Origin of the sequence: Nonomuraea sp. NPDC049504 (genome assembly GCF_040676845.1) — a bacterium.
GTDB classification, from domain to species: Bacteria; Actinomycetota; Actinomycetes; order Streptosporangiales; family Streptosporangiaceae; genus Nonomuraea; species Nonomuraea salmonea.
In genome coordinates this window covers 156,396-171,468 of record NZ_JBFAPT010000001.1, presented here as the reverse complement: position 1 = coordinate 171,468, position 15,073 = coordinate 156,396, and the positions used below count along the sequence as shown (strand labels likewise).

14 protein-coding genes, 1 tRNA gene and 1 pseudogene are annotated in these 15,073 nt (G+C 69.3%); 7 read left to right on the top strand and 9 right to left on the bottom strand.

Features of this window, described 5'->3' with window-relative positions; all coding sequences use genetic code 11:
* Positions 1-381: 381 nt before the first annotated feature.
* Positions 382-1,251 carry a GntR family transcriptional regulator gene (locus AB0K28_RS00755; protein ID WP_364363401.1) on the bottom strand — a complete coding sequence of 290 codons (870 nt, stop codon included), beginning with the start codon at positions 1,249-1,251 and terminating at the stop codon, positions 382-384.
* A gap of 112 nt (positions 1,252-1,363) precedes the next feature.
* On the opposite strand from AB0K28_RS00755, the gene AB0K28_RS00750 reads away from it, so the two are divergent.
* The 3 genes from AB0K28_RS00750 to AB0K28_RS00740 are packed head-to-tail and all read left to right on the top strand — an operon-like array spanning position 1,364 to position 4,211.
* Positions 1,364-2,833 carry a replication initiator gene (locus tag AB0K28_RS00750; protein ID WP_364363398.1) on the top strand — a complete coding sequence of 490 codons (1,470 nt, stop codon included), beginning with the start codon at positions 1,364-1,366 and terminating at the stop codon, positions 2,831-2,833.
* Positions 2,830-3,030 (top strand): helix-turn-helix domain-containing protein, encoded by a 201-nt coding sequence (locus tag AB0K28_RS00745; protein ID WP_345387630.1) that lies wholly within the window; start codon positions 2,830-2,832, stop codon positions 3,028-3,030. The genes AB0K28_RS00750 and AB0K28_RS00745 overlap by 4 nt, the downstream gene beginning before the upstream one ends.
* Positions 3,027-4,211, top strand: coding sequence for a site-specific integrase (locus AB0K28_RS00740; RefSeq protein WP_364363395.1), 1,185 nt, complete (start codon positions 3,027-3,029; stop codon positions 4,209-4,211). Before AB0K28_RS00745 ends, AB0K28_RS00740 begins: the two co-directional genes overlap by 4 nt.
* Before the next feature lie 59 nt (positions 4,212-4,270).
* Here the strand turns inward: AB0K28_RS00740 and AB0K28_RS00735 are convergent.
* The 7 genes from AB0K28_RS00735 to AB0K28_RS00705 all read right to left on the bottom strand — a co-directional run bounded on the left by AB0K28_RS00735 (position 4,271) and on the right by AB0K28_RS00705 (position 7,784).
* Positions 4,271-4,342, bottom strand: a tRNA-Val gene (locus AB0K28_RS00735).
* Between the two features lie 17 nt (positions 4,343-4,359).
* A complete protein-coding gene (locus AB0K28_RS00730; protein WP_364363392.1) occupies positions 4,360-5,301 on the bottom strand; it encodes an ROK family protein in 942 nt (313 codons plus the stop codon).
* A gap of 488 nt (positions 5,302-5,789) precedes the next feature.
* On the bottom strand, positions 5,790-6,071 hold the full coding sequence (locus tag AB0K28_RS00725; RefSeq protein ID WP_345387636.1) for a hypothetical protein: 282 nt from the start codon (positions 6,069-6,071) through the stop codon (positions 5,790-5,792).
* 72 nt (positions 6,072-6,143) lie between these two features.
* Positions 6,144-6,599 (bottom strand): peroxiredoxin, encoded by a 456-nt coding sequence (locus AB0K28_RS00720; protein ID WP_345387638.1) that lies wholly within the window; start codon positions 6,597-6,599, stop codon positions 6,144-6,146.
* A gap of 36 nt (positions 6,600-6,635) precedes the next feature.
* Positions 6,636-7,067, bottom strand: a complete 432-nt coding sequence (locus AB0K28_RS00715) for a DUF3052 domain-containing protein (RefSeq protein ID WP_345387640.1) — start codon at positions 7,065-7,067, stop codon at positions 6,636-6,638.
* 117 nt (positions 7,068-7,184) lie between these two features.
* On the bottom strand, positions 7,185-7,592 hold the full coding sequence (locus AB0K28_RS00710; protein WP_364363387.1) for a secondary thiamine-phosphate synthase enzyme YjbQ: 408 nt from the start codon (positions 7,590-7,592) through the stop codon (positions 7,185-7,187).
* 9 nt (positions 7,593-7,601) lie between these two features.
* Positions 7,602-7,784, bottom strand: coding sequence for a DUF1918 domain-containing protein (locus AB0K28_RS00705; RefSeq protein ID WP_345387644.1), 183 nt, complete (start codon positions 7,782-7,784; stop codon positions 7,602-7,604).
* 708 nt (positions 7,785-8,492) lie between these two features.
* Here AB0K28_RS00705 and aceE point away from each other — a divergent pair.
* The 3 genes from aceE to AB0K28_RS00690 all read left to right on the top strand — a co-directional run bounded on the left by aceE (position 8,493) and on the right by AB0K28_RS00690 (position 13,697).
* Positions 8,493-11,240 (top strand): pyruvate dehydrogenase (acetyl-transferring), homodimeric type, encoded by a 2,748-nt coding sequence (gene aceE, locus AB0K28_RS00700; RefSeq protein WP_364363384.1) that lies wholly within the window; start codon positions 8,493-8,495, stop codon positions 11,238-11,240.
* A gap of 188 nt (positions 11,241-11,428) precedes the next feature.
* Positions 11,429-12,949: an alpha/beta hydrolase gene (locus AB0K28_RS00695; protein ID WP_364363381.1), complete on the top strand. Its 1,521-nt coding sequence runs from the start codon at positions 11,429-11,431 to the stop codon at positions 12,947-12,949.
* A gap of 10 nt (positions 12,950-12,959) precedes the next feature.
* On the top strand, positions 12,960-13,697 hold the full coding sequence (locus AB0K28_RS00690) for a maleylpyruvate isomerase family mycothiol-dependent enzyme (RefSeq protein WP_364363378.1): 738 nt from the start codon (positions 12,960-12,962) through the stop codon (positions 13,695-13,697).
* Positions 13,698-14,054: 357 nt separating this feature from the next.
* Here the strand turns inward: AB0K28_RS00690 and AB0K28_RS00685 are convergent, their stop codons facing one another.
* Positions 14,055-14,777: a YafY family protein gene (locus AB0K28_RS00685; RefSeq protein WP_345387650.1), complete on the bottom strand. Its 723-nt coding sequence runs from the start codon at positions 14,775-14,777 to the stop codon at positions 14,055-14,057.
* A 96-nt stretch (positions 14,778-14,873) separates the two neighbouring features.
* Between AB0K28_RS00685 and AB0K28_RS00680 the strand changes: the two are divergent.
* Positions 14,874-15,068 (top strand): annotated as a pseudogene (locus AB0K28_RS00680) (PT domain-containing protein); the annotation flags it as partial.
* Between the last annotated feature and the right edge of the window lie 5 nt (positions 15,069-15,073).

Genomic DNA, 15,073 nt, shown 5'->3' with positions numbered 1-15,073 from the left:
CTGCTGGGCTTGCCTGAGTCGATGGCGTGCGAGGTGGTCCCCCACCTCGGGGCCGGAGCGCTCCCGCCGGAGGCATGAGGGTTGAAGAGTCCCCCGTTCCTGGTGAGTGGAGCGGCCGGCGCCCATGCGAAGCACCCGGAGGGCCGCGAAGCGGTGGGGGCCGGCGGCGGAACGTCGGCGACGGCGCGGAGGTCGGCCGGGGAAGGTGTACGGCGGTGCGGCGGCCGTGCGGCGGTACGGCCCGAGCCGCTGCCGCCCGGGACCGGCCCCCAGGCCGCACGCCCGGGCGGCGGGCGAGCGCGGGCCGTGCGCACGGCGCGGAGCGCCGTCGCCTTGAACCAGTAAAGAAACTCTGAGCCAGACCGACGCCCGGTGGACCGTCTAGATCACGAGGTCTATGCCGTTGTCGCTGAGTTCCTGTGGCGTGAAGTCGTCGTCGGGGTCGTCGGCGAGTTCGCGGTGGTAGCCGATCTCGTAGCGGTTGGCGGGGGCCTTGACCTCGGTGACCTCGATGGGGTGGCCGTTGGGGTGCGCCATGGTGCGGCGGATGATGAGGACGGCTTCGGCGTAGTCCATACCGAGTGCGGCGCGTTCGTCTTCGTAGGCGATGCGGGCGGTGGTGAGGGTCATCCAGCGGACGGGGCCGTGCTCCCGGATGAGCGACTGATAGAAGAAGCCGGGGCGCTTGCGGTATTGGGCGTTGCGCTTGGGGTCGTCGTAGTCGGGGAGCATGTCGGCGTTGGTGTAGGAATTGATCTCCAGGCGGGCTGATGCGCCGTGGATGGCGGCGGTGTGGCCACGGTGCCACATGCTGCGGCGGTGGATGACCGGGTGGCCGGGACGGACGCCGAGCATGATCGCGATGTCCCGGCTGGCGGTGGTCTTCTCGCCGGTGAACAGCGGGGTCTCGTGGTCGCGTTGGGCGAGGTCCCAGCCGAAGGCTTGGACGTCGGGGTGGTTGCCGGGGACGGCGAGGTCGGGCCGGTCTCGGTCGGTGATAACGATGGCGCGGCGTTCGGGCATGGGGCGGACGAAGGAGCCGCGTCCGCGCATGACGTAGGCGAGCCCTTCGGAGACCAGCGTCTCGATGGCCTTGCGGACGGTGGGCCGGGAGACGTCGTACTTGCGGACGAGTTCCGGTTCGCTGGGCAGCGCGCCGCCGGGTGGATAGCGGCCGTCGAGGATGGCGCCGCGAAGGTCTGAGGCGATGACGCGCCAGAGGGCGTCCTTGTCGTCGGTGCTGGTCTCCATAGTCGGCCTTCCTCGGTGAAGTTTTCAGGACTACTTGTACTACAGGTTGACCACCAAGCGCGATGTCTGTCAACCTGTACTACAGGTAGTCCAACAGAGGAGGTGGTGCCCTATGAGCAAGGAGGAAGAGTCACTCGGTGCCGACTGGATGGCCGATCTGGCCCGCCTGATCAACGCACCCGGCTATGGACGGTGGAGGTCCATGGTCGCGGCGATCGGCGGGTGTGCCCATCCGGTGCACCTGGCCGGACAGTCATTGATCGTGGACGCGGGCACGGGCGAAATCCTGCATGCCTACACCACGGACGGTGAGCCCTCAGGACATCTCTTGGTGGCCTGCGGGAACCGGCGGGCCTCGGTCTGCCCGGCCTGCTCCCAGACCTACCAGGCCGACACGTTCCACCTGATCCGGGCAGGACTGTCAGGAGGCAAAGGCGTGCCCGAGACCGTCAGCACGCACCCCCGGGCATTCGTCACCCTGACCGCGCCCTCCTTCGGTCCCGTCCACTCCCACCGCGACGGCCGTCGCTGCCGTCCCCGCAACCGCGACAGGGTGTGCGAGCACGGGCGGCCGGTCGGCTGCCACCTCCGGCACGAGCCCCAGGACGACCGGCTCGGCCAGCCGATCTGCCCCGACTGCTACGACTACACCGGCGCGGTGCTGTGGCAGGCGCACGCGGGCGCGCTGTGGCACCGCTTCACCCTCGCCATCCGCCAAGAGCTGGCCCGCCAGAGCGGGATGACCCGTCGCGGCTTCGCCGAGCACGCCAAGGTGTCCTTCGCCAAGGTCGCCGAATACCAGCGGCGCGGCCTGATCCACTTCCACGCCGTCATCCGCCTCGACGGACCCGCCGGACCTGCCCAGCCGCCACCCGACTGGGCAGACCACCACCTGCTCACCCAGGCCATCCCACCCGCCGTCCACCAGGTCACCGTCACCACACCACCGAGCGACCTCGGCAGATGGACCCTCACCTGGGGCGACCAGCTCGACATCCGCCCCATCCTGCTCGACCCCGACGCCGACGGGCTCAGCGAACGAGCCGTCGCCTCCTACATCGCCAAGTACGCCACCAAGGGCGCCGAAGCCTCCGGCACCATCGACCACCGCCTGTCCTGCCGATCCTGCGCCGGACGCGGGCGGCTCAGCCCGATGACAACCTGCGGGCACTGCCACGGCAGCGGCCTCAAACCCGGCCTGAACCTCGACGCCCTGCCCGTCACCGACCACGCCCGACGCATGATCCGTACCTGCTGGTACCTCGGCGCACGTCCCGAGTTCCGCGCACTACGCCTCCGCCCCTGGGCGCACATGCTCGGCTTTCGCGGCCACTTCTCCAGCAAGAGCCGCGCCTACTCACTCAAGCTCACCGACCTGCGCAACGCCCGCGCAGCACACCGCGCCGCCGAAGCCCGCGAGCGCCACGGCCTGCCCGCCCTCGACGACACCACCACCCTCGTCCTCGGTCACTGGCGATTCACCGGAATCGGCCACACCCCAGGCGAAGCGATCATGGCCGAACACATCCGCCACCGCGTCCAGACCGCCCGCCAGATCGCGGCAGAACAGGCGGATGCATGACCCCACCCCTACCCGCCCACGACCGGCGGCTCTACCGCGTCTGCGAAGCCATGCACCTGCTCAGCCTCAGCCGCAGCGTGATCTACGAACTCATCCGCTCAGGACGGCTCCGCTCCGTCACCCAAGGGCGCACACGCCTCATCCCCGCCTCAGCCATTGAGGACTACATCGCACTACTCGAACAGGAGGCATCATGACCGAACGACGCAGCCGGGGCGACGGCGGCCTGCACTGGGACGACAAACGGCAACGCTGGATCGCCTCGGTGACGGTCGGCTACACCCCGGCCGGCAAACGCATCGTCAAGAAGGCCAGCGGCAAGACCAAGACCGAAGCCAAGGCCAAGCTCAAAGAGATCATCCGCGACTACGAAGACGGCCTGGCAATCGCGCCGACCAACTACACCGTGGCCGACGCGGTGCGCTACTGGCTGGAACACGGCCTCGGTGGGAGGTCGGACGCCACGGTGAAGATGTACATCACCTACGCCGACAAGCACGTGATCCCTGCCCTCGGCGCTCGCAAGCTGCGCGACCTCTCGGTGGAGGACGTGGACAAGTGGCTCACCAGTAAGACCGGTGACCTGGGCACCCGGTCGCTGAAGCTGATCCACGGCATCCTCAACCGGTCGGTCAAGAGCGCCATGCGCCGTGACAAGGTGAAGCGGAACGTCGTGGATCTGTGCGACATCCCGGAGGGGCGCGCCGGTCGTCCGTCCAAGGCCCTGACGCTGGCCCAAGCTCTCGCCGTTCTCGCCCAGGCGGAGAAGAGCAACGAGCGCATACGGGCCTACATCGTCTTGTCCCTGCTGACCGGGGCTCGTACGGAGGAACTGCGGGCACTGCTCTGGTCGCACGTCGTGGCGTACGACGAGAGCCGTGAAGCCTGGCTGCCGGTGGCAGAGGCGGGCTGGGAGCACACCGACTTCGCGGTCTACGTCTGGCGATCCGTCCGGCAGAAGGGCGACACCAAGACGGTGAAGTCCCGCCGGTCACTCAAGCTCCCCCAGCGCTGCGTGGACGCGTTGCGCCTCCTCAAGGAAGCGCAGGACCTCGCGAGGGAGAAAGCGGGCAACCGATGGCAGGACACCGACCTCGTGTTCTGCACGCGAACGGGCACACCCGTCACGGCTCACAACGTACGGCGTGACTTCCGCAAGGTCGTCGTGGCGGCGGGGCTCACCGAACGAAAGTGGTCACCTCGCGAGCTACGCCACAGCTTTGTGTCCGTGCTGTCAGACTCCGGCGTCCCCATCGAGGACATCTCGCGCCTGGTCGGCCACTCCAACACGGTGGTCACCGAGACGGTCTACCGGCACCAGATCCGGCCTGTGATCATGCAGGGAGCTGCGGCGATGGACAGGATCTTCGGGAGTTAGTCACTCACTTAGTCACTCAGTCGCCGTTTTCAAGATCGAACATCACTTGTTTTCGCAGGTGGGCGGTACTGGGTTCGAACCAGTGACCCCTCGCTTGTAAGGCGAGTGCTCTACCGCTGAGCTAACCGCCCCTGATCGGCACTACACCTTACGACACCAACGGGCCCGATCGCACATCCACCACCCACCCGGGCCCCAGCTCGGGGCGGCCGGCGGCGCGCCAGCCCAGGAGGGCGGCGCCGAGCATGCCGGCGTCCACGCCGAGTGCGGCGGGGACGAGCGGGGGCGCCTCGCGGAAGGCCAGGCGCTTGATCAGGCGCGTGCGTACGGGGTCGAACAGGGCGGGGCCGGCTTCGGCGAGGCCGCCGCCGAGGACGATGACGGACGGGTCCAAGAGCAGCGTGTACGTGGCCAGCGCCAGCGACAGCGCCTCCACGGCCTCGTCCCATACCTCGATGGCGATGGGGTCGTCGGAGGAGACCACCTGCTCGGCCTTGACGCCCTCCACGCCGGCTCGCTGGCTGTAGCGGCGCCCGACGGAGGCCGCCGACGCGTACGTCTCCAGGCAGCCGAACTGCCCGCACGCGCACTGTTCACCGTCGGGGAAGACGGGGGTGTGGCCGATCTCGCCCGCCCAGCCGGCGGCGCCGCCGTACGGTTCGCCGTTGATGATCGAGGCGCCGGCGATGCCCGTGCCGATGGGGAGGAAGAGGAAGTCGGAGACGCCGCGGCCCGAGCCGAGGATGCTCTCCGCCAGGCCCCCGGTGCGTACGTCGTGCCCGAGCATGACCGGGATGTCCAGGGTGGTGAAGTCCGTGGCGGGGACGTCGCGCCAGCCCAGGTTCGTCGCGTATACGGCGGTGCTCTCCGTCACCAGCCCCGGTACGGCGAGCCCGACGCCTGCGGGGATGCCGTCGCCCGATCCGGCCAGGTGGCTGATGAAGTCGGAGATCGCGGCCACGACCGCCTCCGGTCCCTCGGTCCGAGGGGTGGGGCGCCGCTCGCTCAGCAGCACCGCGCCGGACTCGCTGACCAGGCCGCCCTTCATGGACGTGCCACCGACGTCAAGCGCGACGACGAACGAACTCATTGCGGACACGGAAGGAGACGATAGCGCAGCTCAGCAAATGTCCGGAAAGGGCGTCCGGCCCCAGGCACAAGATCAGCACGTGAACGCGACATCGATCGGCCGCCGACCACGACCTTGATCAACCAGCCAAACCGGGGCCCGTGCCAGGGGGCCGTGGCAGGGGGCCGTGCCAGGGGGCCGTGCCAGGGGGCCGCGGCAGGGGGCCGTGCCAGGGGGCCGTGCCAGGGGGCCATGCCAGGGGGCCGCGGCAGAGGTCCGCGGCAGGAATCAGTAGCAAGGGTCCGTGGCAGAGGGTTCGTGGCAGGGATTCACGACCTGCCCGGGGTCCGGGGGCAGGACGTCCCAGACATCTTGGGTGCGGCGTCCCAGACACGATCAAGCTGAGGCGCGCATCCCATTCAAGACGCCCCAGACCATCACACAGCCCCGCGAACCCAAGTGAAGCACCCCAAAGCCCGCCACGCACCCGCAACCCCGCACAAGCCCCCTCAGGCCCGCCCAAGGACCCGGTTGAGCGCCGCCTCCACCTCGGCCGACAATCCTGGCGGTGCGGCGACGGCGGGTGGGTGGATGGGGTCGGTGGACGAGCGGGCCATCCAGACGGCGCCGCATCCCCGGCACTCCACCTCGCCCAGCCGGCAGAACAGCGCCGTGGACCCGCATGTCGAGCAGGAGTCGAGGTCGAGGTCGTGCAGCCGCTGACAGTCAGGGCAGATGAGCACCTGGGACTCGTGGCGCACTCCGCGCTGCCACGGGCTGGCTCCGCGCACCGGGTCCGTCTGCCGGGCCCCGCACCGGAAGCAGGGCATCGTTTCCTCCGAAGTCGGCGATGTCCTTGAACGTCATACGATATCGGCGAGTGCCTTGACATAGTCGGCGACGTCACGTGCTGAGGAGATCGGATTGACCACCGACCACCGGATCACACCCTCGCCGTCGATGATGAAGGTCCCCCGCTGCGCGAGCCCCTTCGCCTCATCGAACACACCGTACGCCTGCGCGACCTGTCCGTGTGGCCAGAAATCAGACAGCAGGGAGAACGTGTAACCCTCGCGATCCGCCCACGCGCGGTGGGTGAAGACCGAGTCGACGGACACGGTCAGCAACCGCGCGCCCTCGATGGGCTGATCGCGCAGGGCGGACAGCTCGCTGCCGCAGATGCCGCTGAACGCCAGCGGATAGAAGACCAGCACGACCTTCTCGCCCCGGAACTGTCGCAGGCTCACCGGGGTGCCGTGCTGGTCCTGTAGCTCGAAATGAGGAGCCTGGGCGCCGACCTCGGCAGGATGTGCGTTCACAGGTCCATCCTGCCGTACGGCACGCGCTCGGGACTCCTACCGGCGGCTGCCCTTCGGCGGGACGAGCCTGGTCCCGGACCAGTCGGGTGCGGCGGAGATGCTGCTCGTCTGCGAGAGACCCGCGGTAGCGGCATCCTCCCCGATGTCGCTCGGCTCCACGTGGCCATCGCGCCCGGCCTTGGGAGTCAGCAGCCAGATCTGGCCGCCGTCGGCGAGTGCTCGCATGGCGTTGGTCAGAGCGTCGAAGAGGTCGCCGTCACCGTCGCGCCACCACAGCAGCACCACGTCGACGACGTCATCACTGTCCTCATCCAGCAGCTCGTTGCCGGTCAGGTCTTCGATGGAGTCGCGAAGCTCGTCGTCGACGTCCTCGTCCCAACCGATCTCCTGCACCACCTGACCCGGCTTGAGGCCGAGTCGTTCGGCCAGGCCGCGCTCGCCCTGCGCCTGACCCGCGGTCGCGCTCACGTTTATCCCTCCTGCTTGAGTGGCCCCGCTTATGCGGTTTATCGCTTCGGCACAGTCCACACGCTGTGACCCTCAGTCGTCAACGGTCGCCACGGGTACGGCCCTGGTCGGCCAGAATCAATCAGACAAAAACGACAGCCGAACCTGGCGTTGCGGGTTGTCGACGTTCAGGTCGATCAAGGCGACCGACTGCCACGTGCCCAGTGCCATTCGCCCGCGCAGCACGGGGATCGTGGCGTACGGCGGGATCAGTGCGGGCATCACGTGGGACCTGCCGTGACCTCGCGAACCGTGGGCATGACGCCATCGATCGTCGGCGGGCAGCAGGTCGCGCAGCGCGGCCAGCAGATCGTCGTCGCTGCCCGAGCCCAGCTCCAGCAGCGCGACCCCGGCCGTGGCGTGGGGCACGAAGACGTGCAGCAGCCCGTCGCCGCCCTGACCGCGTACGAATTCGGCGCATTCGGCCGTGATGTCGTGCACGGTCTCCCGGGAACCGGTGGCCACAGCGATGATTTCAGATCTCACGCGAAAATCTTACTGATGCACCACCACGGCATCGGGCCCGGGAAAGACCAGGCAGGTGTGCCCGTCGTCGTACTGGACCCGGTACGGGGGCGCGCCGTCCACGCCCTGGACCTCAGTGATTACGCCACTCCTGTCACTTTCGCCCACGGTATTGCCATGTACCAGGAGCCGATCGCCAACCGTCGCATTCATACCTCTCACATTGGTACGCGGAATGCCGTACGAAAAGTGAGATTCCTAAGTTTTGCCGGGTCTGGAGAGCGCTCCAGAATCATGACCGGATCGTTACGGTGCATGGAGCGGACGTCGCCACCGCGAGAGCGACGGTTGGGAGCCCCGATCGGCGGCGACGCGCCCGGGCGGTGGGACACCGGACAGAGGGGTGCGAAGAGCCTCCAGGGCACACCGGCGCAAGGCCCCCACGGCGCAAGAAAGAACGCGGCGGGCAGCCCGGGAACAGGCCGAAGCCGCCGCCCGCTCGCGCCGAAAGCCGGCGCATGATCCGCGTGGGCCACCTGAACCAAGAGCGGTCCGGCCAGGAGCGGCCGGCGGACGGCCGCGATCCCGGCCTGAGCGCCCGGCCGACCTGGCCGGATAGACTCGCCCGCCGCGAGTGAGAAGCCTCCCCCGAGGGGGAGGCTAAGGCTACGGAGGAGACATCGCGGAAGCAGCCGGGAATCGAGCGAAATTTCGTTGGTTTTCTGGTCTTGTTAAATTGCTTGCGGGATGTAACCTTTGGTGGCGATTCGTCCTACCATCGGTGGTCTAGGCCATCAGGGGCGGCCCTGCCAGCAGGGACACTCTGGTTACTGGCTAGTAGAGATGCGTTTTCTCCGGCTAGAGACCAGGATGGAAGGCGACCCAGACCAGACATCAGTCCATCTCGGAAGGCGAGACCCAGTGGCTTCCGGACGCCAGCGATTCTCGATCATCAGCGACGGCCTACCCAGCCAGCTGCCTGATGTCGATCCCAGCGAGACCAACGAGTGGCTCGAGTCTCTCGACAACGTCGTCAAGACCGAGGGCCGCACCAGAGCCCGCTATCTCATGCTGCGCATGCTGGAGCGGGCCCGCGAGCACCAGGTCGGCGTGCCGGGCCTGCGCAGCACCGACTACATCAACACCATTCCGCCGGAGCGCGAGCCCTGGTTCCCGGGTGACGAGCACGTCGAGCGCCGCATCCGTGCCTACATCCGCTGGAACGCGGCGGTCATGGTGTCGCGAGCCAACGCCCGCACCAACGTCGGCGGCCACATCGCCACCTACGCCTCGGCCGCCTCCCTCTATGAGGTGGGCTTCAACCACTTCTTCCGCGGCAAGGACCACGGCGAGTCCGGCGACCAGGTCTTCTTCCAGGGTCACGCGGCCCCGGGCATCTACGCGCGCGCGTTCCTCGAGGGCCGGCTCAACGAGGCCCAGCTCGACGCGTTCCGCCAGGAGCTGTCGCACGGCTTCCACGGACTGCCCTCCTACCCGCACCCGCGGCTCATGCCCGACTTCTGGGAGTTCCCGACGGTGTCGATGGGTCTCGGCCCGATCGGCGCGATCTACCAGGCGCGGTTCAACCGCTACCTGTTCAACCGCCAGGTCAAGGACACCAGCCGCAGCCACGTCTGGGCCTTCCTCGGCGACGGCGAGATGGACGAGCCCGAGTCGCTGGGCGCGATCGGCCTGGCCGCGCGCGAGGAGCTCGACAACCTCACGTTCGTGATCAACTGCAACCTGCAGCGGCTGGACGGCCCGGTACGCGGCAACGGCAAGATCATCCAGGAGCTGGAGTCGTACTTCCGTGGCGCCGGCTGGAACGTGATCAAGGTCGTCTGGGGCCGCGACTGGGACCCGTTGCTGGCGGCCGACGTCGACGGCGTGCTGGTCAACCAGATGAACACGACCCCCGACGGCCAGTTCCAGACCTACTCGGTCGAGTCGGGCGCCTACATCCGCGACCACTTCTTCGGCTCCGACCCGCGCCTGCGCAAGATGGTCGAGCACCTCACCGACGACGACATCCGCAAGCTGTCGCGCGGCGGCCACGACTACCGCAAGGTCTACGCCGCGTTCAAGGCGGCCCGCGAGCACGTCGGCCAGCCGACGGTGATCCTCGCCCAGACCATCAAGGGCTGGACGCTGGGCAAGGACTTCGAGGCGCGCAACGCCACCCACCAGATGAAGAAGCTCACCAAGGCCGAGCTCAAGGAGTTCAGGGACCGGCTCTACCTGCCGATCCCCGACTCCGCGCTGGAGGGCGACCTGCCTCCTTACTTCCACCCGGGCGAGAACGACCCCGAGATCCAGTACATGAAGGAGCGCCGCGCGGCGCTCGGCGGCGTGCTGCCCAAGCGGGTCATCCGCGCCAAGCCGGTCAAGCTGCCCGGCGACGAGGTCTACGCCACCTTCCAGAAGGGCTCGGGCAAGCAGCAGGTCGCCACCACGATGGCGTTCGTGCGGCTGCTGAAGGACCTCATGCGCGACAAGGAGATCGGCCACCGGTTCGTGCCGATCATCCCCGACGAGGCCCGTACGTTCGGCATGGACGCCATGTTCCCGACGGCCAAGATCTACTCGCCCCACGGGCAGACGTACGAGGCCGTCGACAGGGAGCTGCTGCTGTCGTACAAGGAGGCGACGCAGGGGCAGATCCTGCACGAGGGCATCAGCGAGTCGGGCTCGATGGCCTCGGCGATCGCGGCCGGCACCTCCTACGCCACGCACGGCGAGCACATGATCCCGATCTACATCTTCTACTCGATGTTCGGGTTCCAGCGCACCGGCGACCAGATGTGGCAGATGGGCGACCAGATGGGCCGCGGCTTCCTGCTGGGCGCCACCGCGGGCCGCACCACGCTCAACGGCGAGGGCCTGCAGCACGAGGACGGCCACACGCCGCTCATCGCCTCGACGAACCCGGCCGTCGTCGCCTACGACCCGTCGTGGGCGTTCGAGGTGGCCCACATCGTCAAGGACGGCCTCAGGCGCATGTACGGCGACCAGCCCGAGGACGTCTTCTACTACCTGACCGTCTACAACGAGCCCTACCTGCAGCCGGCCCAGCCGGCCGACATCGACGTGCAGGGCCTGCTCAAGGGCCTGTACAAGTTCGCCGACGGCCCGGAGACGCAGGGGCCCAAGGCCAACATCCTGTCCTCCGGCGTGGCGGGCCCGTGGGCCGTGGAGGCGCAGCGGCTGCTGGCCGAGCACTGGGGCGTGTCCGCCACGCTGTGGTCGGCGACGTCGTGGTCGGAGCTGCGCCGCGAGGCGCTGGCGTGCGACGAGCACAACCTGCTCAACCCCGACGCCGAGCGCCGCGTCCCCTACGTCACGCAGGCGCTGTCCCAGGCGCAGGGCCCGTTCGTGGGCGTCAGCGACTACATGAAGGCCGTGCAGGACCAGATCGCGCAGTGGGTGCCGGGTGACTGGTCCTCGCTGGGCACCGACGGGTTCGGCCTGTCCGACACCCGCTCGGCGCTGCGCCGCCACTTCCACGTCGACGCCGCCTCGATCACGCTGGCCGTGCTGAGCAGCCTGGTCAAGCGGGGCGAGCTCGACGGCGAGGTGCTGCGCGAGGCCATCGCCCGCTACCACCTCAAGAACGGCGTCACCGAGGCGGGCGGCGCGGAGAGCAACGACACCCAGTCGATGGGCGTCTGACCCGACCGAGATACGGCGCTCCCGCGAAGATCTTCGCGGGAGCGCCGTCATATCAGGCCGTCCCGGCCGCCGGGCATCTGAGGCGGCAGGTTCAGGAGGGGGTACGTGCCGCCTCACTCACCATTGGTGCACGTTGCCGTATTGTGGGCACTACTTCCCCCTGAAGAGATGTGAGGGGAAGTTTCGTCATGCGTCGCGTTATAGCCGCCGCCCTGGTCCTGGCGGCCGCCGGCTGCTCCACCGCACCCGCCCAGCCGGCCTCGGAGGCCCTCGACGGCGCGAGCCCCGGGCCCGCCGCATCAGGGTCGATCGCCTGGGGGCCGTGCACCGACATCAAGCGTCCCGACGGCGAGCCGCCCGCCCGCCAGGACGCCTCCGTCCGGTGCGGCAAGCTCGCGGTGCCCCTCGACTACGCCAAGCCGGACGGCGAGAAGATCGACCTGGCGCTCATCAAGCTGCCCGCCACCGGCAAGGCGAAGAAGCTCGGCTCGATGGTGTTCAACTTCGGCGGGCCAGGGGCCTCCGGCGTCGACACGCTCGACCAGGCCGCCAAGGCGCTGACCGCGCTGCGCGCCCGCTACGACCTGATCAGCTTCGACCCGCGCGGCGTCGAGCGCAGCTCCGGCGTGCGCTGCGGCGACGGCGCCGAGATGGACAGGTTCACCTCGCTCAACACGCTGCCGGCCGACGCGCAGACGCACCAGGCGGCCGAGGCGGCCAACAAGGAGTTCGCCGCCCTCTGCCAGGAGCACTCCGGCAAGATCCTGCCCTACGTCGGCACCGTGAACGCCGCCCGCGACATGGACCGCATCCGCGAGGCCGTCGGCGACCCCAAGCTCAACTACGTCGGCATGTCGTACGGCACCCAGCTCGGCGGCGTCTACGCCACCCTGTTCCCGAAGAACGTCGGCCGCATGGTGCTCGACGCGCCGCTCGACCCGACGGTCACGTTCGAGCAGCGCACACTGGCCCAGACGCGCGGCTTCCAGCAGGCGTACGAGAGCTTCCTCAAGGCGTGCGTGAAGGAGGGCAGCTGCGCGGTCGGCAAGACGCCCGAGGAGGCCAACGCGAACGTGGCCCGGCTGATGAACCAGCTGACCACCAAGCCGCTGCAGGTGGGCGGCCGCGCGCTGACCCAGGGCCTGGCCTCCACCGGCGTGGCCGCCGCGCTCTACTCGGAGCTGACCTGGCCGTTCCTTGAGCAGGCGCTGGGCGAGGCGCTCAAGGGGCGGGGCGAGGCGCTGATGTACCTCGCCGACTCCTACACCGGGCGCGACCAGAACGGCAACTACTCCACGCAGATGACCAGCTTCCCCGCCATCACCTGCGTCGACACCGCCGAGCGGCCCGACGAGGCGACGCTGCGCCGCACGGAGGCGGCGGCGCTGAAGATCTCGCCGCTGTTCGGCAGCGAGGGCTCGGGCGGGCTGTGCCGGGTCTGGCCGGCCAAGGGCAGCGACGAGGCCAGGCACGTGGACGCCACCGGCTCCGCGCCGATCCTGGTGGTGGGCGGCAAGGGCGACCCGGCCACGCCGTACCAGTGGGCGCCCAAGCTGACGGCCCAGCTCAAGACCGCGACGCTGGTGACGTACGAGGGCGAGGGGCACGGGGCGTACCTGTCGGGCAGCAAGTGCGTGCAGGGGATCGTGGACGCGTACCTGATCGACGGCAAGATGCCGCAGAAGGGCACGACTTGCCCGGCGGCCTAATGTAGATCGCGTGACTGACTACCTCGCGAAGATCGAAGCCGAGACGACCAGGCTGGCGGCGCTGTCGGGGGATCTGTCGGTGCCGGTGCCGACCTGTCCTGGCTGGACGATCGCCGACCTGGTCACCCACGTCGGGCGGCTGCACCGCTGGACCGCGCACGTTCTGGGCAACCAGGCGCAGGAGCGGATCTGGTCGTTCCAGGTGCCGACCGGCCTGCCGGAGGGCGTCCCCGGCGACGCGGCGTGGCTGACGGCGGGGGCCGGCGAGATGCTGGAGACACTGCGCGCCACCGATCCCTCGACGCCCGTGTGGTCGTGGGGGCCGGAGAAGCGGGCCTCGTGGTGGCCGCGCCGGATGTTCTTCGAGCTGCTGATCCACCGGGTGGACGCCGAGCTCGCGCTCGGCGTCGACCCGGAGATCCCGGCGGAGACCGCGATCGACGGCATCGAAGAGCTGCTGCACAACCTGCCGTCCGCCAGGTGGGTCACCAAGCCGCTGGCCGAGCTCGGCCTGGAGGGGGCCACGATCCACCTCCACGCGAGCGACGCCGACGGCGAGTGGACCATCACGCAGGGCCCCGCCGGGACGTTCACCTGGGAGCGCGGGCACGCCAAGGGCGACGTGGCCGTGCGCGGCCCGGTCGCCGAGCTGCTGCTGGTGCTCTACGGCCGCCGCTCACCCGCCGCGGTGACCGTGCACGGCGACCAGGACCTCCTCGACCGCTGGCTGTCGGGCGCCTCCCTTTGAGCACCGCCCTGCTCCCTGACCGCCGTCTCCGAGCACCAACTCTGAGCACCGTCTCCGAGCACCAACTCTGAGCCCCGACTCTGAGCACCGTCCGATCGCCGCGAGCGCAAGGGCCCTGGACGCGCCGCCGCTCGGCGATCGGCGGCGGGTCCAGGGCGACGGGTGACCCGCCCCGCACGGGCGGGGCGGCCCGCTCGCCGGGACCGGGATCTCGCGGGGAAGGCGCTCTCTCCGGCCGGCGAGCGGATGATCACCTGGGATGGAAGATCATGCGCCCTTCGTTGTTCGAACACCACAAGGATGTATCCCTATAGCGACAACCCCCTGTCGGTGTTTTCGAAAAAACTCTCGGATAAGTCAGTCGAGCACCGTGCCGTGCACGACCATCTCGGGCACGTCGGTGGCGAAGCCCTCAAGGGGCCGGTCGGGGCAGCGCTCGGCGGTGACGGCGGCGGCCGCGATGCGATCGAGGCGGAAGACGCGTACGTCGTCGCGCAGCCGGCACCACGCCACGAGATACCAGAACCCGCCGCGCCCGCCCAGGAACACACCAGGCTCGACGTCGCGCGAGGTCAGCGCCCCCTTGGCGTCGGCGTAGTCGAGCCTGAGCACCCGGCGGCGCAGCAGCGCCTCCTCGATGGCCCTGGAGATGCCCTCGCCGCCCATCGGCCGGACGTCCGGCTCGTCCTGCGGGCGCGCGAGCTGCACGCGCCTGGCCAGCTCTCTGGCCAGCTCGCCCTCGGCGCCCGGCATGGCGGCCACCACCTTGCGTAACGCGCTGCGCGCCTGGCGGCCGAACGGCTGGTCGCCGGCCCGGCTGAGCGCCACCGCGATGGCCACCGCCTCGGTCGGCGTGAAGTTGAGCGGAGGCAGGGATGCCTTCCTGTCGATCGCGTAGCCGCCCCTGCGACCCGGCTCGGCGTAGATCGGCACGCCCGACTCCTGCAACGCGGTGATGTCGCGCTCGATCGTGCGTACGCTCACCTCGAACCGCGCGGCCAGCTCGCGGGCGGAGCGGCAGCGTGGCGCGATGGCGCGCAGGTCTTCGACGAGCGCGTAGAGCCGGTCGGTACGGTTCACAAGCGGAACGCTACGCGCCGCCACCGACAATCGCGGGCCGCGCGGCAGCTCCGCGACACCCACCTAACCGCGCCGCCACAGGGATCTCACGCCCGCGTGACCACCCCCGGGACCCCGGAGAAAAGCGGAACGACCTTACAGGCGGCATGCGAGCCGTGCTCGCCTTTCCGCCACGTGACGATCCGCGGTTCTTCCCGTCAGCCGAGCAGTCAGCCGAGCAGTCAGCCGACTGGTCGGCCGACCGGTCAGCCGCGCAGCCAGCCGACCGATCAGCCGCGCGAGCAGCCGGCCGGTCA